Annotated in this window: 18 protein-coding genes; 12 read left to right on the forward strand and 6 right to left on the reverse strand. The window is 45.4% G+C overall.

What is annotated here, in order from left to right:
• The 8 genes from QUB12_RS33215 to QUB12_RS33250 all read left to right on the forward strand — a co-directional run.
• A partial coding sequence (locus QUB12_RS33215) for a hypothetical protein (RefSeq protein ID WP_333310453.1) occupies nt 1–292 on the forward strand: 292 nt, incomplete at its 5' end.
• Nucleotides 293–872: 580 nt separating this feature from the next.
• Nucleotides 873–3743, forward strand: coding sequence for a DUF3854 domain-containing protein (locus QUB12_RS33220; RefSeq protein WP_333143924.1), 2871 nt, complete (start codon nt 873–875; stop codon nt 3741–3743).
• A gap of 58 nt (nt 3744–3801) precedes the next feature.
• Entirely contained in the window at nt 3802–4152 is a 351-nt protein-coding gene (locus QUB12_RS33225) for a hypothetical protein (RefSeq protein WP_333310455.1), read from the forward strand.
• Nucleotides 4153–4568: 416 nt separating this feature from the next.
• Nucleotides 4569–6056 (forward strand): COR domain-containing protein, encoded by a 1488-nt coding sequence (locus tag QUB12_RS33230; protein WP_333300895.1) that lies wholly within the window; start codon nt 4569–4571, stop codon nt 6054–6056.
• Between the two features lie 66 nt (nt 6057–6122).
• Nucleotides 6123–6635, forward strand: a complete 513-nt coding sequence (locus QUB12_RS33235; protein WP_333143927.1) for a dihydrofolate reductase family protein — start codon at nt 6123–6125, stop codon at nt 6633–6635.
• 223 nt (nt 6636–6858) lie between these two features.
• The gene (locus QUB12_RS33240; protein WP_333143928.1) at nt 6859–7278 is read left to right on the forward strand and encodes a XisH family protein; all 420 of its coding nucleotides are present in this window, start codon (nt 6859–6861) and stop codon (nt 7276–7278) included.
• Nucleotides 7266–7601 (forward strand): XisI protein, encoded by a 336-nt coding sequence (locus tag QUB12_RS33245; protein WP_333033025.1) that lies wholly within the window; start codon nt 7266–7268, stop codon nt 7599–7601. Before QUB12_RS33240 ends, QUB12_RS33245 begins: the two co-directional genes overlap by 13 nt.
• A 7-nt stretch (nt 7602–7608) precedes the next feature.
• Complete coding sequence (locus QUB12_RS33250; RefSeq protein ID WP_333143929.1) at nt 7609–7905, forward strand: hypothetical protein; 297 nt, start codon at nt 7609–7611, stop codon at nt 7903–7905.
• A gap of 207 nt (nt 7906–8112) precedes the next feature.
• On the opposite strand, the gene QUB12_RS33255 is transcribed toward QUB12_RS33250, so the two are convergent.
• The 3 genes from QUB12_RS33255 to QUB12_RS33265 form a co-directional block, all read right to left on the reverse strand.
• Nucleotides 8113–8712, reverse strand: a complete 600-nt coding sequence (locus tag QUB12_RS33255; RefSeq protein ID WP_333143930.1) for a hypothetical protein — start codon at nt 8710–8712, stop codon at nt 8113–8115.
• A 105-nt stretch (nt 8713–8817) separates the two neighbouring features.
• Nucleotides 8818–12432 (reverse strand): isoleucine--tRNA ligase, encoded by a 3615-nt coding sequence (gene ileS, locus QUB12_RS33260; RefSeq protein ID WP_333310458.1) that lies wholly within the window; start codon nt 12430–12432, stop codon nt 8818–8820.
• A gap of 266 nt (nt 12433–12698) precedes the next feature.
• On the reverse strand, nt 12699–13262 hold the full coding sequence (locus tag QUB12_RS33265; protein ID WP_333143932.1) for a Uma2 family endonuclease: 564 nt from the start codon (nt 13260–13262) through the stop codon (nt 12699–12701).
• 511 nt (nt 13263–13773) lie between these two features.
• Here QUB12_RS33265 and QUB12_RS33270 point away from each other — a divergent pair.
• Nucleotides 13774–14034 (forward strand): hypothetical protein, encoded by a 261-nt coding sequence (locus tag QUB12_RS33270; RefSeq protein ID WP_333143933.1) that lies wholly within the window; start codon nt 13774–13776, stop codon nt 14032–14034.
• Between the two features lie 4 nt (nt 14035–14038).
• Here the strand turns inward: QUB12_RS33270 and QUB12_RS33275 are convergent, their stop codons facing one another.
• On the reverse strand, nt 14039–14449 hold the full coding sequence (locus QUB12_RS33275) for an Npun_F0494 family protein (RefSeq protein WP_333143934.1): 411 nt from the start codon (nt 14447–14449) through the stop codon (nt 14039–14041).
• 92 nt (nt 14450–14541) lie between these two features.
• Between QUB12_RS33275 and QUB12_RS33280 the strand changes: the two genes are divergently transcribed.
• Nucleotides 14542–17277 (forward strand): DNA methyltransferase, encoded by a 2736-nt coding sequence (locus QUB12_RS33280; RefSeq protein WP_333143935.1) that lies wholly within the window; start codon nt 14542–14544, stop codon nt 17275–17277.
• A 31-nt stretch (nt 17278–17308) separates the two neighbouring features.
• Here the strand turns inward: QUB12_RS33280 and QUB12_RS33285 are convergent, their stop codons facing one another.
• Together QUB12_RS33285 and QUB12_RS33290 are read right to left on the reverse strand one after the other, a co-directional pair.
• The gene (locus QUB12_RS33285; RefSeq protein ID WP_333143936.1) at nt 17309–17539 is read right to left on the reverse strand and encodes a hypothetical protein; all 231 of its coding nucleotides are present in this window, start codon (nt 17537–17539) and stop codon (nt 17309–17311) included.
• Nucleotides 17508–17723, reverse strand: a complete 216-nt coding sequence (locus tag QUB12_RS33290; RefSeq protein WP_333310460.1) for a hypothetical protein — start codon at nt 17721–17723, stop codon at nt 17508–17510. The genes QUB12_RS33285 and QUB12_RS33290 overlap by 32 nt, the downstream gene beginning before the upstream one ends.
• Before the next feature lie 450 nt (nt 17724–18173).
• Between QUB12_RS33290 and QUB12_RS33295 the strand changes: the two genes are divergently transcribed.
• Together QUB12_RS33295 and QUB12_RS33300 are read left to right on the forward strand one after the other, a co-directional pair.
• Complete coding sequence (locus tag QUB12_RS33295; protein WP_333310462.1) at nt 18174–18656, forward strand: hypothetical protein; 483 nt, start codon at nt 18174–18176, stop codon at nt 18654–18656.
• A 131-nt stretch (nt 18657–18787) separates the two neighbouring features.
• A complete protein-coding gene (locus QUB12_RS33300; protein WP_172192900.1) occupies nt 18788–19228 on the forward strand; it encodes a peroxiredoxin in 441 nt (146 codons plus the stop codon).
• The last annotated feature ends 194 nt before the right edge of the window (nt 19229–19422 follow it).

A 19422-nucleotide genomic window follows, 5' to 3' on the forward strand; every position in this document is an offset into this window, starting at 1 on the left:
GGTGCTGCGGGTACTAACGTGCCTCGAAGCGATCGCAAAAAAGGCATATGAGCCACTACCGGAACCGGTGAGGATGAGCCAACACTACAAGGTAGTCGAACGGCGAACCGCCCCCAAGGATAAATTGGTAATGGTACAAGAAGCGCAAGAGCTAGGGCTTTACGCCTATGCCAAACACTTTGGGGACTTGAAGTCGGGCATCACCTACAGTCGGTTGCTTACTCACTACAAACGGGGTGGACAGTTCCCGCCCACACGGCAAGAGCTTAATGATTTGTTGATTGAGTTTTAGGTTGGTATCCGATCGGTAAGGTCACAAGTAAAAAAGCTAGAGTCACATCATCTGCATAGTGTGAAGCTAGCTTTTCTTTTTTTGTGAGCATTTTTACAAGTAGCCCCCTACTGTAGGGGGCTACTCTAGGAAATACACTTACTTACTTAAGCACCTGTTATACAAAGTAAGAAAAATGCGTCTTGTGTATAAATTTTGTGAGATTTAGTGTAAATTTCTCTCACGCTGTATAGACTTTAATACACGAGAAAATAATCCTAACCCTTATAGGGTTCCGGAAGAATTATAACGCTGTATAAGCTTTATTTGTGGGATATTTGCCATCCCCCGACAGGTTACAATTTCAACAGCAGAATTTGCCCGCTTGTACCCGCAGGCAAAAAAAAGGCTCTCGCTGTCCCTAAATAGCGTTAGCTGGTGAAGAGAGACAACAAAAACCCAAAAAACCTGAACCAAATTTAACTTATTTTCTAGACTTTTTCTAGAAAGTCCCCTTGCCGGAAGGGTATATCACGGCATCAATTCACTAGCTAAACACTAGGGATAGCGGTTAATCACCTTACTTGCAGGAACAACCGCTATGGATAGTATACCATCATCTTCTACAGTTGTTGCCGCTACCCGCAACAAATCTTTACTCAATGCCGCTGACAAGGACTATTTAAGAGTCGAGCGAAAACTTCCTCTGGATTGGATATATGCAAACTGTGGTAGTGCTGACATCCCGAAAGCCACGGTATTGCTGGGATATGAGGCTAAATCACCCTGTATAGTTTTTTACGGCAACCTCGAACAACTGCAACTACGGCCAATTAACCCGTGGCCGTCAAAGGACGGAAAGCTTCCTAAATATCGCACCCCTAAAGGTGAATACGATGCTTTCCTTGCCAAGCATCCAGAAGTCGAAACATATTGGACTGATTTAGAGGCTCTTAAAGCCCGATGCTTCACCATTAACGGCAAACCCTACCTACTCATCACCGAGGGGTGCATAAAGGCAATTAAGGGCTGTATGTGGGATATCCCTACGGTAGCCCTAATGGGGATAGATATGGGATTAACCCCAAAGGCAAAGGGTGAACCCGACTTGATACCAGGGCTGAAACGATTAGCTGAAGCGGGTTTTAACTTTATCATCTCTTATGACTCCGATCCACCTGAGAAGGTGGAAACCATAAAGAATGTTCGCCGTGCCGAAAAAACCCTCACTAAACACCTGAAAGCCTATGGCTGCGAGGTACTATCGGTTACAGGCAATTGGAACCACGAGGACGGCAAGGGGATGGATGATTTCATCAATAATCAAGGGATTGAGGCCTTCAGGGCAATACTGATGAAAGCTAGTAATGTAGTTGAATCACCTGACACAACTGATAGTGATACACCAACAAAAAAGAAAAAGCCACCGACACCGCGAGAAGCAGCGGCCCGGTTAGCCGAACAATATGGGCATCAGTGGAAATATGATGACGAACAAAAAACGTGGCGGATATACTCCGGTAAACACTGGGAAAAGGTAGGGATAGGGCCGTTTAAGAGTTTGGTCAAAACCACTATTGACGCAAAAAACATAAACTACAGCGGGATTGAGTATATTAACAACGTGGTGGAATTGCTCCAATGTGACTTGCGACAAATCCGCTGGCAGTATTGGGATAGAAAGCGTTACATCAACTTTAGTAATTGCGTTCTAGATGGTAATACCCTCACAACTCAACCGCACTCACCGGGTACGGGGTTTACCTCGTTCTTACCCTTCGACTACAAGCCACTAGAAGGCGATTTAAGCGACCCGTTAGAGGCTTTACGGGTAAATTGTCCTAATACCCATAAATTCTTCAGGACGGCGATGCAAGACGATGAGCGAAAAATGTTTAAGTTGCTAGCCATTGCTAACGCCATACTCAAACATCGGTTTTTCGACTTGCAGATGTTCGTTCACTTGGTCGGAGCGCCGGGTTCCGGTAAGGGTACTTTTACTCGGTTGATGGAGAAAATGGTTGGACGGGAGAACTTTAAGGGCTGCCAGCTCGATCGCCTAAGTGACGGATCGACTAAGGCATCAGTTGTGGATAAACAATTGGTAGTGTTTGCCGATGAACGAAAACCCGTAGGTATTGACTCGATTCTCAGTTTTACGGGTGGAGATGCTGTTAGTTACCGGGAATTGCACACTCCGGCCGCCGATGCGTTTTTCTACGGGTGCTTCCTCATCTGTAGTAACAAACCCATATTTGTGGGTGACACTACCGGGCTAGAGCGTCGGTTGTGCCTGGTTCACTTTGATAACCCCATACCTACCGAAAAACGCGACCACGCTATCGAAAGTGAGTTTGAGGCAGAAATACCCGCATTGATTGGAATAGCCCTCTCCCTCGCAAATAGCGCCGTTACTCAAGCGATACGCGGTATCGGAGCCGAAAAGATTGCTGAGTTCAAATATAAGGAATGGGAGATGAAAGTCGAAACAAGCTCGACCGCTGCATTCTTTGATATGGAACTGGTACTAGACCCGGCCGCTACTACCCGCACCGGGAAGCTTTACGAGGCTTACAAGGATTTTTGCGAAGAGAGTGGGTTCTCGAAAGTAAGTATTGTCAAATTCCCCCGCTTGCTTGCCGACTTGCTGACAGACGAGAATTTACCCTTTACCCGACATCAGGGTGCACAAGCCTATTTTGAGGGATTGAGGGTGAGAGAAAAGTCGGATAACCATATCACTCACTCCGAAACTTTAGTCGGGATTGAGGGAGTTAGCGAGGGAGTTGCAGGGAGTTTGCAGGGAGTTGGGGAGGGAGTTGAACCCCTACCAGATATACCTTTGAGGGAGTTGAGGGAGTTAGACCCTAAAGTTTCAAACGGAAACAAAAATAAAGAAAATTATCTGCCAGATAAGGAAGAAAGTGATCGAGAAAGTGAGTTAGAAAAAGATTTACCCCCCCAAACTCCCTCAACTCCCTCAAACCCAGTACCAGTAACGATTCAAACTCCCTCAATAACTCCCTCCCAAGTGCCACCACCCCCCCCCTCAACTCCCTCAAACCCGACTAAAGCCGATATGCAAACCACCGCCAACAGACAGCGGGCTGAAAGGATGGCCGACGAGTACCGGGAAGCAAAAGCGAGCGGCGATACCGAAAAAATGGAAGAGATAAAGAAATTTATTGAAAGTACCGATGGACTTCACTTGAGGGGATTTTTCAAGCGAGCACTTAATGGGACATCCCCTACACAACAGCCCGCACCGAGGCCTTCCCGTATTTTGGAGGTAGGCGATCGGGTTGTTGTAGTGAAGCCCGGCGATCGCGCTAAGGGCGTTAAAGGGGAAATTACCAAAATTACCAATTACCCCACTTATACGGGCTTGCGGGTACAATTCGACAAAGAAGTAGCATTCGTAAGGGAACAGGAGTTCGTCGCCGGGGATTTGATGTATCTCTCCGAAAAGTAGTAGTTTCGAGTGTCATCTACCTACAGCCTAACTTTCTACCCCTAGTCACTTGTGTCGCGTGACTAAACACTTGACAGAACTAAAGCATCCGTGCCAGTCTGTTAATAATAAATCACCTGACACAAGTGAAATAACTAAAAACATTAATGACGCTAGCCTAGCCAACCTCAAGCACTATGAGGGTAAATGGGAACACGGGCAAACCCGCACTATCCGAGTACCGATCGCCCTAGCAGATCGGGTGCTGACTATAGCTCGACAGCTAGATAATGGAGAATCATTTTACACAAGTGATTTACCTGATGCTGCTGTCTTACTCAACCAATTGAAAGCTAAGCGCAAAAAGTCTAAATGCGACCTAGCGGACGTAGAAGCAATTTTGGATATGCTGGGTAGCCTGTTACCTTAACTGATGACGATCGGCTGGCACGGCAGTGCGATCGCGTCAGTCACGCTATGTGTATGTTGTGATTGTAGGTTTTCGGCTTCTGACCGGGACGGGATAGCATTTTGAACAATAGCCGCCTACAGTAGGCGGCTATCCCTGGAAATACAGGCTTAGACTCGCAGATAGCGGCTTTTTTTTTGCTTAAATCCCAAAAAGTAAATTTTAAAATGGCATTTACCATCGAAAAACCCGATTTTGAGTTGAGGCCTACAGAGCGATCGCAAATATCGCTACCCTACCGCGTCTAGAATTTATCTAGAGAATATTCCCTTTAAAATAAGCTAGCTCAACACCTGGAACGACGTGTCCACGTTAGTCTTCTAGAAACAGTCTAGATTCTAGACTGAGAACGGCTGAAAGCATTGTTTTTTGGTAAATTGTTTAAACTCAAACAAGTCTACGATCTTTTGCCGCTAAGCTGGTTCCAAGTCAAGCAGCGCCTGGAAAACCTCGACAAAGACATCATCAGCATCAGCGAATACGCCACCATCTGCGCCAAAGAAAACATCTGGGAAGAAACCGACCAAACCCAACTGATCGGACTGCTGCACAACCTGGGCATTGTCCTCAACTTCCGCGAACACCCCATCCTGCAATCCACCAACATCCTCAATCCCCACTGGGTGACAGAAGGCATCTATGCCCTCCTCAGCGACGACGCACTCAAAGTCAAAACCAAAGGTATTCTCACCTACGCCGACCTCAGCCGCATCCTCGACTCAAATAAATATCCCAGCCGCCGCTACCACTGCCTCACCGGGTTGATGGAGGAATTTGAACTCTGCTTCCCCGTCAGCCATTGTCGGGCGCCGACTTTCCTCATCCCCGGCATCTTGCCCAAAGAACAACCGGAAAACACCGAACTCCAAGGCGAAACCCTGGAATTTCAATATCACTACCGCATCCTCCCCGACAGCATCCTCTCGCGTTTCATCGTCCTCACCCACGAGAAAATCCACAACAGCACCCACTGGCGCACGGGGGTTATGCTGGAGTACACCGAAGGCGCTGAGGTGTACAACATCGCCCGGATTAAATCTGACCCGGAAGATAAGAAAATCTTTATTGCCGTTAGCGGGCGGGAATCGACGCGGCGTTCTTTCCTCAGCATGATTCGCGATACGTTTACCAAAATCCACAATTCTTTTGCCAATCTGGAAATCAGTCAATGGGTGCCGGTTCCGGGTTGTCCCGATGCCGATCCGCTGGATTACGAGGAATTGCTAGGATTGGAGGAGATGGGCGAAAATACGGTGCGCGTTGGGAAACTTAAACTTAAACTGGATTTGCGGCCGTTGTTGGATGGGTATGAGTCGATCGAACTTCGGCGCAGAAAGCAAATGGGCGATCGAGAAATGGAAAAATACGGAAGAGAATATGACGACCTTGTAGATATCGCTAAACTAGCTGTTAGTAGACCAATTATTAATAAAGCAGAAGCAAAAATGACTCAAAATTCTTCTGAAATCAACAACTTTCAAGGTGCTTTTCAAGGTTCTAACTTTTCCGGCAATATCGGCGGTTCGTCGAACAGTGCCGAAGTTGGCGGCAATCAATCCCTGCAAAACAATAACGCCAATACGGCAGAAATCCTGAAACTGATTTCATCGATGCGTCAAACCGCCGATCAGTTTCCCGAAGACATCCGCGATGAGATAATTATTGATATTGAAGATGTCGAAGCGGAAATTAAGAAACCGGAGAATCAATGGAATAAAGCCAGATTAAAGAAAAGCTTAACAGCTATTTTAGCGGCGGGTACTGCGATCGCTATTCCGATCGCAGGAATGACTGATTTTGCTAATACGGCGATCGATCTCGGTCAAAAGGTGGGTATCGAACTCAAGCGGCCGTCAGGACGCTAAATCATTTAAAATTAAGGTGATTGGGGCGATAATCACCTCAATCAGTCCAAAAACCTCGGTGTTGCCATGCGTAAAATTGTACTATTCATTGCATCTAGTCTGGACGGTTATATCGCCCGATCGAATGGCGATATTGACTGGCTGTTTACAGACCAAAATTACGGTTATAGTAACTTCTTAGGTAGCATCGATACGGTTCTCATGGGTCGAAAAACTTACGAACAAGTTCTAACTTTTGGCGAGTATCCGTACCAGGAAAAAAAGAGCTATGTTTTTACGAAAAATCTAGATTTTCAAGGCACTTCAGATGTCGAAGTGGTAACAGATTTAGAGATTTTTGTCAATGATTTGCGCTTGCTGGACGGCAAGAATATTTGGTTGGTGGGAGGTTCTCTGCTGATTCGCGATTTCCTGAATCAAAACTTTGTCAACGAAGTGATTCTCTCGGTTCATCCGCTTATTTTGGGCGAGGGAATCCCTTTATTTGTTAATCCCATAAATACTACAGCTTTGCAGTTAACTGGATGTCAGACATACAGTTCTGGTATGGTTCAGCTATCTTATGATGTTGCGACTTGAGGGCGTGTCCAATTTTTAAGTGGCTTCTAACTGAGATGTTGCATCATTGTCAATAATCCTTTTAGGAACAGGCAAGATGCCTGTTCCACAAGAAAATTTATCTCTTGTGGAACGGGCATCTTGCCCGTTCTTGAGAATAGTGCCACATCTCAGTTGCCAAATACTGCCAGTTGGTTATCAAAAAAGGTAAGATAGGAATAAGTAAGTTAGTTATCGATATATTATGTCTGCCAGAGATGTTTTTCATGAAGTTGTCAAAACAGCTTTGCAAAAAGAAGGCTGGCATATTACCCACGATCCGTTTCCGATTAGTGTTGGCGGTGTAGATATGTCGATCGATCTGGGAGCAGAAAGGCTGATTGCGGCAGAAAGGCAAGGCGAAAAAATTGCCGTTGAGGTCAAAAGTTTTTTGGCAAAATCGTCGGCAATCTCGGAATTTCACAGAGCATTGGGGCAGTTCATTAATTATCGAGCCGCACTTAAAGAAAAAGCACCCGATCGCATTTTGTACTTGGCTGTGCCGTTAATAACTTATGAAGAATTTTTTAAACTAGATTTCCCGAAAGCAAGGATCGAGGAAAACCAGGTAAAAATGATTGTTTATGATACAGCACTTGAGGTAATTGTAGAATGGAAAAATTAATCAAATATCGGCAAATTGTGCAGCAAATGTTACTGGAGTACGGCAAGCGCAAACCTGCTCACGGAGACATTGAAGTCGAGACAATTCTTGATACAGAACGAGATCATTACCAAATCTTTTATGTGGGCTGGGACAAGCAGACTAGGGTGCATCACTGTAGCATTCACATTGATATCAAGGGCGGGAAAATTTGGCTTCAATGGAATGCCACTGAAGATGATATTGCTGAAGATTTAGTAATAGCCGGAGTTCCCAAAGAGGATATTGTTTGGGGATTTCAGCCCCCGTTTATGCGGAAGTATACGGGTTATGCAGTAGAATAGATCGCAGATGATGAAATGTGTTTGCTGCTTGTTGCTATTAATATCTTTTTTCTGGAATGCGCTTCCTGCTGAGGCCTCTGTATGCCGCAATTACCAAGGGCGCGAGATTTGCATTGTCGATATCAAACGCAGTGCAAAAAATTATTGGGAATACAGGGTAATTCTGAGTGTTGATGGAGTGAAAAAGCCTCTAGAAGTCTACAATTGCCGCGATCGCACTACAGTTAAGAAAGATGGCACAGTTTTGGCGTTTGGACAAAACCACCCTGGTGAAATCGTCTGCCGTTTTTTTAATCAGAAATAGTTTTGGTAATCGATTTTATAACCTCTATCTGTATAGTGTACACTGGACACCGGTTGAGTTTGTATGGTGTGGACTGCGTACAGTTTGACTATAAGTTATGGTAGGGTGCGTCAGCGCCGAAGGTTTTAATCGCCTACCTACTCAAGAAATTTTCCCCTGACACACCCTACAGTTAGCTACTAATACTGTTGAGTACACACCTTACTGTTAGCCGTTCATAGCTTTGATTAAAATTCCGATGATTTTCTGAATATCTCGGATAAAATACTCGGTTAAATCTATCGAAACCACGTTATTTTCTAGTTTTAGAAATTGCCAAACTGTACCAGTTGTGACAGCGCCGTAAATAATCGAGATTTCATTACCTTCTTGTTGGTTAAACAATTGTGCTGCTACCATTTCAGCGATACACTGACCTAATCCTGCTTTCAAGTTATCATTTTTTGCCTCTACAATTGCTAATATGGGAGTGGAAATAAACAATTGTTCCTGAGAATTGCTCATTAAAAAATCGCAAAATCCATTGAGTCCTTTACTTGGATCGACATTAAACTCGATCCCAGAAAATAAACTTATATGATAATTTAATTTGCGCCTAATTTCTAGAAGAATTGGGGCTATAATCATTTCTGATCTGGCTTTTTCGGTATTAATTGAAACAGCGAGATCGATATTTTCTTTGAGAATAGTTGTTAATAATTCGCTGGGTTCTATTTCGAGAACATCAGCGAATAGTTGGGAAGACTCAGTAATTGTTAATTCAAATATTTTACTTACATTACTTAATTTGAAATCGCTGTAAGCCATTGCTTTTATAATTCCGTAGTTACCAGAAACAAGGTTGCAAAAAAAATTTTTGAGATAGTAACGCACCCTACATTAAGATGTAAGGTGCGCGGTACACAGCCTACGTTAGAATTTGTGGTCTACTGCTGAAACGCAGCGTTCGCAAATTAGCGGATGTTCGATCGACTCGCTGACGTGAGTCGAGTAATTCCAGCAACGATCGCACTTTTCCCCGTCTGCTTTCACTACACCAATCGCCAATTCGGGAGACTGATAACTGTACGGCAATTCCTGCAGGATTGCATTGGATTCTACCAGTTCCACTTCCGAAGTAATGAACAAATACCGCAGTTCGTCTACACCGTTGCCGGTCATTGTAGAATCGTGCCCTGCAGCTATTTCAGCAGGAATTTCTGGCTTGGGTTCGATCGCAACTAATTCTGCTTGCGGGATTTGGGGTGTTTCTACAAACACTTTTTCGGCTGGGGCTGTTTGTACGATCGCCTGTGTTTCTACAAGCACAAGCGCTGTCTCTACTGGCGGTGCGAGGACGATCGCCTTTGTTTCTGCAAGCACGATCGCGGTTGTCTGGCCCAGCACATCTGCTGTCAGCAAATCAATTTGTAGTGCAATTTCTTGACGGTTGGCTGCAAACAGCAAGTGACGGAAAGCAAACCAGATTGTAAATAAGATGCCGATGACTTCAAAGAGGCCTCCCAACATCGGAATCTGATTCATCGTATCCAAAATCGCCAGCGTTACTCTGCCCGTTACTAACACAGAGGCTAACAGCCCAAGTGTTACCCAAACTTGTTGGTATTCTGTAAAAAAGTTGCCCGCATATTCAGGCAAATTAGCCACAAACTCGGCGGCTCGATCTAAGATTTGCCCAGAATCTGAAGCCGACAGTTCAGGGACAGAATACTCTACTATCTGAGAAGATCGATCGCCCTTTTCTGCGATCGTTTTCGCCTCAACATAAATTTTGTTTTCTGTCAAGACTTTGGCAACTTTTGCCGCTTGTTCTTCCTGTTTATCTTGTGCTGCTTTTGCTTTCTCCTGGGCCGCTAACTCGATGACTGAATTTTGCGATCGCACATAATCCACCAATTCTTCGCTGCTGGGATTGAAAGCTTGCAATTGCTCTCTTTTCTCAACATCAGGAACGTACAATAAAACCTTAGCTTCCAAAGAAGAACCGATCGCCTTTTCCATCCGGGCTTTTTCCAAAACCTTGTTAACTTCGCCGCGCACTTGTCGCAAATACTGCCAGCGAGTAGCCAATTCTGGATTGTGCCACGAAGCATCAATTTGCACCCAGCCGGCTTCAAACACGGACTTGTAAGGAGTCGGATAGGGAAGGTACTGCCAAATATCCTCAGCCATGTGACACAAAACAGGTGCGATCGCCCTTGCTAAATTCTCCACAGCAATTGCAATCACCGTCTGACAACTGCGACGGCGAAGCGTATCTGTCGCGCTGATGTACAGTCTGTCTTTGGCAATATCCAAGTAAAAATTCGATAAATCTACCGTGCAGAAATTCTGCACAGTTTGGAAAAATCTGGAAAATTGGAAGCTTTCAAAAGCATCTTGGACTTCTGCAAAAACTTCGCCCATTCTGTGCAGCATATAGCGGTCTAGTTCCGGCAATTCCTTGTAAGCAACGGCATCTTTTGCCGGATCGAAGTCGTGCAAATTGCCCAGCAAAAACTTAGCTGTATTGCGAATTTTGCGGTAAACATCCGACTGCTGTTTGAGAATATTTTTGCCCAACGGCACGTCGGCAGAGTAGTCTACCGAAGACACCCACAACCGCAAAACATCGGCTCCATATTCCTTAATTACTGTCGCCGGATCGACGACATTTCCTTCAGATTTGCTCATCTTCCGGCCTTTTTCATCGAGCACAAAACCGTGAGTCAAAACTGTTTTGTAAGGAGCAACGCCGTTAGTTGCTACACTGGTAAGTAAACTCGATTGAAACCAGCCACGGTGTTGGTCTGAACCTTCCAAATAGATATCAGCCGGATAGTTTAATTCCGATCGACCTTGGGCAACAGCGGCCCAGGAAGAACCAGAGTCAAACCACACATCCATCGTGTCTGTACCTTTGCGGTAAGTGCGGCCGTTGTTGCGGTAAGATTCCGGCAGCAATTCGGCGATCGACAATTCCCACCAAGCATCGGAACCCTTCTCGGCAAAAAGGGCTTGCACATGGGCGATCGTTTCTTCATTCAGCAGCGGTTCGTTGTTTTCTTCGTCGTAGAATACGGGAATGGGAACGCCCCAAGTCCGCTGGCGAGAAATACACCAATCCGATCGATCGCCCACCATTGCAGTAATCCGATTTTCCCCTTGGGCGGGAATCCAATTCACCTCGGCGATCGCTTTTAAGGCTTCATCGCGGAACCCTTCAACGGAGGCAAACCACTGTTCCGTCGCCCGAAAAATAGTCGGCTTTTTCGTGCGCCAATCGTAAGGATAAGAGTGAGCGTAACTTTCCTCTTTAATCAAACAATTTGCTTCGGCAAGGGCATCAATCACTGCGGCATTGCCATTTCCGAGGACATTTAAACCTGCAAACTGTCCGGCTTCTGCGGTGAAATTTCCGTTCTCATCTACGGGCGTTAAAACTGGTAAACCGCAGCGTTTTCCTACTATAAAGTCTTCTTGTCCGTGGCCAGGTGCAGTGTGCACCAATCCCGTCCCCGAATCAGCAGTAATGTAGTCACCGCCGGCAACAATTGGACTTTCGCGATCGAACAGCGGGTGTTTGTAGATGCAACCTTCTAATTCTTTGCCTTTGAAGGTGGCCAGTATTTTTAATTCAGTGTTAAAAGTTGCCGACAGTCGATCGACCGCATCGACAGCTACTAACATAAATTGTTGTGCGATGTGGGAATTTGCCGGTGGTTCCACCACCGCATAAGTCAGTTCGGGATTGACGGCGATCGCCAAGTTTGCCGGAATTGTCCAGGGAGTAGTCGTCCAAATCGCCGCCCAGAGGCTCGGCATATAGCGCTGTAGGGGCGGTGCCCCCGTGCCCGCCTTCTTCGACTGCAAAGATTTTGACAATTTTTTCACATGGAAGCCGACGTAGATGCTGCGCGACGTGTGGCCTTCGGGATATTCCAGTTCCGCCTCGGCGAGGGCTGTTTTCGAGCTCGGACTCCAGTGAACAGGTTTGAAGCCTCGGTAGATGTAGCCCTTGAGCACCATTTGACCGAAAACGCCGATTTGAGCGGCTTCGTATTCGGGTTTCATGGTTAAATACGGGTGTTTCCAGTCGCCCCAAACGCCGTAGCGCTGGAAGGATTCGCGCTGCTGTTCCATTGTTTGCTGCGCGAAGGCGGAGGCTTTGCGGCGGAGTTCGATCGGCGTAAGATTTAGCCGCTCCTCCGATTTCATATTCTGCAATACTTTAAGTTCGATCGGCAATCCGTGACAATCCCAACCGGGAACGTAGCGGACTTTTTTGCCGCGCAGCATTTGGTAGCGGTTGATAAAGTCTTTGAGGATTTTGTTGAGGGCGTGGCCGATGTGGAGTTGTCCGTTGGCGTAGGGTGGCCCGTCGTGCAGGATGAACAAATCGCCTGGGTTATTTTCCGAAAGGCGATCGTAGATTTCTTGATCCGCCCAAAATTGTTGCAATTCTGGTTCCCGTTTGACGGCGTTGGCGCGCATATCAAACTTGGTTTTGGGCAGGTTTACCGTGTCTTTGTAAGATTTAGCTTCCATTTTTGAGAAACTTTTTATGTAGTTAGTTGTTAGTAGTTAGCGGTTATTTGAGAGATGATATCAAGTCCGGTTAAATAATCATAATGAAGTTTGTAGTGACAACTTTAGTCATCTCTCGTCATTGAAGAGCTGACAACCAGATATTTTAGTATAAGCGATCGACCGCACATTTGATCGAACCAAATCCGTAGAGTTCTCTCTCTTCTCTTCCTCTGCGCCCTCTGCGCCCTCTGCGGTTAAAAAATCCTTCACAAATCCAGGTTGCGCTACTCAGTCAGCCAACTGAACATTTGACCGACGGTGAGATTGAAGGATTCGGCAAAGGTTGGAACGGGGATGCGATCGCCCGGTTCTTCAAAAACTGCTATGGTGCGATCGGCAAAATAGACAAATACCAGTTCTTCTTCCGGGTCAATCAACCAGCCCATCTGGGTTCCGTGGCCGAGACTGTGGAGAATGTTGCGGACGACTTTAGTTTGACTTTGGTCGGGGGAAAGAATTTCGATTGTCCAGTCGGGGGCGATGGCGAAAGTGTTGGCTACTTCGCCGTTTTCGTCGCGGGGAATGCGTTCCCAGGTAAACACTGCAAGATCGGGTACTGTCGATCGACCTCCAAAGGTACAGCGCAATTCTGGATAGGCGCGGGCGATGCGTTGGGCTTTGAGTACCCGGTTAATGTCAGCACCCAAATCGCTTTGAATTGTGCTGTGTTTTCCTTGGGGCATAGGTTTCTGGATAATCTGACCATCGATGAATTCGCTGGCGGGTTTGGTTTCCGACAGTTGGAGAAATTGATCGAGAGTCAAAGGTTTAGAAGCGGTTTGAACCATTATTTTTATTTGATTTAAGTTTAATTTGTATTAGTTAAGCGATCGGGCGTTTAATTTATACTCACATTTTGCACCCTTGTTAAGAACAGGCAAGATGCCTATTCCACAAAAAAGCATAAATTTGCTTGTGGGATTCTCCGTGAAAGAAAACACACCCCAGTCCTTCTAAGAAACTCAAGTGAGATCGCGGTCTAACTCGTTTGACGGCGAGTCCGACAGGGATTGAAATCCCTGTCTCATAGCGCAAGTCCTCTGCAAGAGGACTGAGGAGGTTGATTAACGTGAAATGCGAAACTCAACATCAAGTTGAATTTAGACTTGCAGTCGCTTTTATGCAAAACTCAACATCGAATTGAATTTAAACTTGCAGTCCGACAGGGATTGAAATCCCTGTCTCATAGCGAAAGTCCTCTGCAAGAGGACTGAGGAGGTTGATTAACGTGCAATGCGAAACTCAACATCAAGTTAAATTGAGACTTGCAGTCGGTTTTATGCGAAACTCAACATCGAATTGAATTTAAACTTGCAGTCGGTTTTAACCGACTTTCGCTATGAGACAGGGAATTCATTCCCTGTCGGACTGTGGGAATGTCGGACTGTGGGAATGTCGGACTGTGGGAATGTCGGACTGTGGGAATGTCGGACTGTGGGAATGTCGGATTGTCGGAATGTCGGAATGTCGGACTGTGGGAATGTCGGATTGTCGGAATGTCGGAATGTCGGACTGTCGGAATGTCCGACTGTCGGACTGTCGGACTGGGACAAGCAATAAACGCTTAAAGAAACAGTCCCAACCCGCGGCTAACGGCATTTCCCATACGATCGCACAATGACGCGGCCGGCACCCCCTGTCCTTCCTGTTCCCATTTTTCCACGAGTTGGCGGCCTAGGGGCGTGAGGCGAAAACTGTCGGTAATCCCTTGTCCGTCTACTTCCCGCCGCAACACGCCGACTTGGATCAGCCAGAGTAGGGAGTTTTCGGCTACGAGTTCGGATACGGGCGATCGAGTGTAGCCGCTTTCGACACCGGAATTTGAGGCGATCGCAGTTAGGAAAACACTATTATCGCGGATGGTCTGGAAGAAGTGTAATTGAAAAGGGGAACAGCGGACGGCGCGATCGGCTCTTTTTACGGTGCGATCGGGATAACTAATAGATTTAAACGCTTCGGATGGAATAAAAGTCATTCAAAAAACCTCTGAACAGGTACTATATTTTTAATTGTTACAGATATCCGAGCGGGCTGATTCACCCTATCGATCCTAATTTTACACTTATTATGACCGATACACTAAATAATATCAACAGGTTTGTTGAATACGTCCGTACTTTGAATGGAGACGAAAAAGGCGAGGCACAGGTATTCTGCGATCGCCTGTTTCAAGCCTTCGGTCATCCAGGCTACAAGGAAGCGGGAGCCGAACTAGAATTTCGAGTAAAGGCGAAAGGCAAAACTACGAAATTTGCTGATTTGCTGTGGCGGCCCAGGTTGTTACTGGAGATGAAAAAACGGGGCGAAAAACTGGAAAAACACTATCAGCAAGCCTTTGAATACTGGCTTGAGCTAGTGCCGCAACGTCCCAAATATGTGGTTCTTTGCAACTTTGATGAGTTTTGGGTTTACGATTTCGATTTACAACTGCGGGAACCGGTAGACCGCGTAAATCTGGAAGAGTTACCCGCTCGCTTCACAGCCTTAAACTTTCTTTTCCCCGAAAATCGCCAGCCTTTATTCAATAACAACCAAATTGATGTAACGCGAACTGCCGCTGACAAAGTTGCTCTAGTTTTTAATCGGTTAGTAGAGCGCGGCGAAAAAGTAGAAACAGCTCAAAGGTTTATCCTTCAGTGTGTAGTAGCCTTGTTTGCTGAAGATATCGATTTGTTGCCGCGCGGTTTATTCACCGAGTTTTTAGGTGATTGCCAGATGAACCGAGTTAGTTCCTACGATTTAATTGGGGGATTGTTTCGGCAAATGGGGAGCGATCGCCCCGCACCTAAAGACAGTCGCTATCGGGATGTATCCTATTTTAATGGCGGTATCTTCTCAGTTGTTGAACCGATCGCCCTGACTCGCAGCGAAATCGATCTGCTATTGGAGGCAGCAAAGGAACGGTGGTCAAAGGTAGAACCGGCGATTTTTGGCGCGTTGTTTGAGTCCAGTATGGGCAAAGAGGAACGTCATGCCTTGGGAGCGCACTATACCAGCGAGGCAGACATTCAAAAAGTGGTTTTGCCTACGATTATACGCCCGTGGCGAGAACGGATTGAAGCTGCGAAGACGCTGAAAGATTTGTTGGCACTGCGGCAAGAATTACTTGATTTCAAAGTTCTCGACCCAGCTTGTGGCAGCGGTAATTTTCTCTATGTTGCTTATCGGGAACTGAAGCGACTAGAGGCACAATTGCTAACTAAAATTCATGAAAATTTCTCTCGTGCTGCTAATGCGATAGGTACGATGTCGCTGGTGAAGACAAGCCAGTTTTACGGCATTGACATCAAACCCTTTGCCGTGGAATTGGCAAAAGTGACGCTGATGCTTGCCAAAAAGTTAGCTTTAGATGAAGAAAACCAGTTGCTCAATGCGGTACAGTTAAACCTGGCACTGGAACTAGAGCAAGCATTGCCGCTCGATAATCTCGATCGCAATATCCGCTGTGATGATGCTCTGTTTTGCGAGTGGGAACAAGTTAATGTAATTATTGGAAATCCTCCCTTTTTGGGTGGTAATCGTCTGCGACTAACCCTTAGTGATGATTATGTCGATCGTATTTTTGCTAAATTTCCTGATGTAAAAGGTAAAGTAGATCTTTGTTCCTACTGGTTTCGCCTTGCTCATAATCACTTAAGGGAAGATTTCCGGGCTGGCTTAGTCGCAACAAACACCATCTCTCAAGGTCAAACTCGTCAAGCTACTTTAGACTACATCATTCAAAATGGTGGTTGTATTTATGATGCAATTTCTACTCAGCCTTGGTCTGGTGAAGCGAAAGTACACATTAGTATTGTCAATTGGCTCAAAAGTTCTGAGAGTAAAGAATTAACCTGCCGTATTGATTATAAAGTTGTTTCTCATATCAATTCTTCTCTCAAGGCAGAAGTCGATGCTTCTCAAGCTGTAAAGATTAAAGCCAACTTAAATCAATGTTTCGTAGGAGTGCAACCTAATGATAAGGGTTTTATTGTAACTGAAAGAGAGGTAAAGCAATGGATTAAAGCCGATCCTAAAAATCAAGATGTTCTCAAGCTCTTTTCAACGGGTGCGAATCTGGCACAGAACCCCCAGGGAAAGCCAGAGCGTTGGATTATTGATTTTGACAATCGCAGTTTAGAAGAGGTTAGTGATTACCAGCTACCGTTCGATCATGTTAAAAAGTACGTCAAGCCTCAACGAGAATCTAATCGAGAAGCCGTCATGCGGGAAAAATGGTGGCGATTCAAGCGCACGAATGAAGCAATGCGAAAAGCTCTAGCAACTTTACCCTTTTGTTTCGCCGTCCCAGAAACTTCAAAGTGGTCGATATTTTTAATTTCTGATTGTAATTACTTGCATGGAAATAGCTGCCATCCTGTGGCTTCAGATGACTTCTATGTTCTTGGCATCCTAACTTCAAATCTGCATCGTCAGTGGGTAAAAGCACAAAGCTCAACCCTTAAAGCCGATACACGTTACACTCACAACACCTGTTTTGAAACATTTCCCTTTCCCCAAAATTGCCCAGAAAAAACCAAAACTGAAATTCGAGCAGCCATGCAGGTTCTCCATGACTACCGCACCGAGTATATGGAGCGCAAACAGTGCGGCATTACCCAACTATACAACCAATTTTTTGATGAACCCGCCAGCCAACTTGCCAAACTCCATGCCCAATTAGACCAACTCGTTTGCAAAGCCTACGATATCAAAGCCAACCAAGACCCCTTAAAGTTTCTATTAGAATTAAACTTTGAAGTTGCACAGCGAGAAACTGAGGGATTACCTGTTGTCGCTCCCTGTTTGCGGCCTGTTGTATAAGAATGCTAGTTAAATCAACTTACTTAACGAATCATCCCTTCAATTTCTGGATCGGTAAACCCAAATTGCCTGAAAATCCGCCACACATAAGCTGGTGACATTTCCCTACACCGATATCAATCGTAACAATCCTTTTTCGGCCTTCAATTTCACGCATATACAAACTATGATCCCCTTTACCCTCTCGGTAAAACTGACATCCGTTTTGTTCTAAAATCTTAATTAATGCTTTAGGTTTTAAAGAGGGAAGGTTTTTCGGCATAAACTTTCCTTAATTCATAAGTATCTGAAGCTTCCGCATCTTCTAAAGTCAGAAATTCGTGTAACTCATTAATAGAAATAGGACTGAGATAAACATCAGACTCTGATTCATAGACTTCGGAAAATGACTCAATAGCTTGTTTGAGTTTATCAATAGATTGTTCGGGAGTATTGCCTTGTCCCACCAATCCATTTTCTAAACACAGAGAGACCCAACGCTCAGCACTTTTTATGAGAATAACAGTGTAGAAATCAATCATATTCTGTTGGGTAAATTAAACAGGGCTCTTATACATATCGCCGGCTGTATACTATAAAGTAAGGACAAGCGTCATGTCCGATTGCGGTAACACCCGGACATGACGACTACTCCAAATGTTGAAATAGCCAACAAGGGAGCATATTAATTATGTCACAACCTCGGTATGATGACGAAAAAAACGAGACGCGCCATACAGCTACAAGCGAAGAGGCTTGCACTAATATGGAATAAAAATACGGTTGGCAGCTTAAAAATGTAGAAGAGACTGGCAATTCTATTTTGAGCGTAGATTGCATTTTTGAGGGAAATTGCGAGTTTCCGCCCTCGCCAATGGACTTGAGTCAAGGTGATTACCTGAAGGAGAGAAAACAAGATGCGTAAATACATTATTTTCCGAGCCGACAAAGGTGAACTGGAAAAATACCGATCGCTCACCGAAACAAAAGTAGGAGAAAGCTTTTACCGAGTAGCTAATGCCGGCTCGGTTAAGTCATTGATTTGGACAATAGCCGAGCATTATGACTCTAGCGGCAAGCCATCCCCAGCACCGGGCTATCGTTTAACTGAAAGCGTTATTGTCGAAAGTGCGATCGCCCCAATGTTTCCCACTGCATCAACTCATTTCAGAGACAGCGGCTGGGAAGTTGTGAAAGTTCACGAATACACTCCTGAAATTCCAGCTCCCTATGGCGCAGAATTTGACTCAATTTGTATTTGCTATTGCGCTTACAAACCAATAGAAAATGCTCCTCTCAAGCAATACGAGCGATCGCCCGTCACCCTTGATTCATTCGCAGGGGATCGAACAGCTTACGATCGCTGGCTAGAGTCCCAAAAACAACCTACTGAAGTTTAATTAAATATCATGAACAGGCTTTGTGGCCTGTTCCACAAAGAATAAATTTTCTTGTGGGGAGTAGGGGTTGGGCTTCTAGCCCGCCCAAAATCAATTAAAATACATTTATAAATCCCAAGAAAAACAAAACTATGACTTTACCAGTTGGGTGCGCTGCCCCTCAGTTTACCGCCAAAGACACCAACGGCAACACCGTCTCCCTGTCCCAATTCGCAGGTAAAACCGTAATCTTGTATTTCTACCCCAAAGATGACACCCCCGGCTGCACCAGACAAGCCCAAAGCTTCAAAGCAGCCCATGAAGAATACAAAGGCAAAGATATAGTAGTTCTCGGTGTCAGCCGCGACAACGAGGAATCGCACCAAAAGTTCACAGAAAAATACGGTTTGCCTTTCCAGCTATTAGCAGATGTTGATGGCACGATTACCAAAGCTTACGATGTCGAGAAAGGCGATTATGCCAAGCGCGTTACTTTCGTCATCGACGGCACCGGCAAAATCATTCAGGTTTATGAAGGGGAAACCATGAAAGTTGACACTCACGCTCAAGATATTCTTGTCACCATAGTTTAGTCGAAGTTTAGCCGATCGCACTAACCTTCCTGAACGCACCAAACGGCTAAAAACCCGGTTTCTTCCTAGATACCTCGTTGCTATAAGCAATATTCTCGTAGAAACCGGGTTTTTTTAGTAAGGAATGAGAATTAAATAACTTCCACTCTTGAAAGTGGGATGGGCGTCCCGCCCGTCCAAAAAGGACGGGCGGG

The organism is Microcoleus sp. B7-D4, assembly GCF_036705125.1.
Taxonomy (GTDB): domain Bacteria; phylum Cyanobacteriota; class Cyanobacteriia; order Cyanobacteriales; family Microcoleaceae; genus Microcoleus.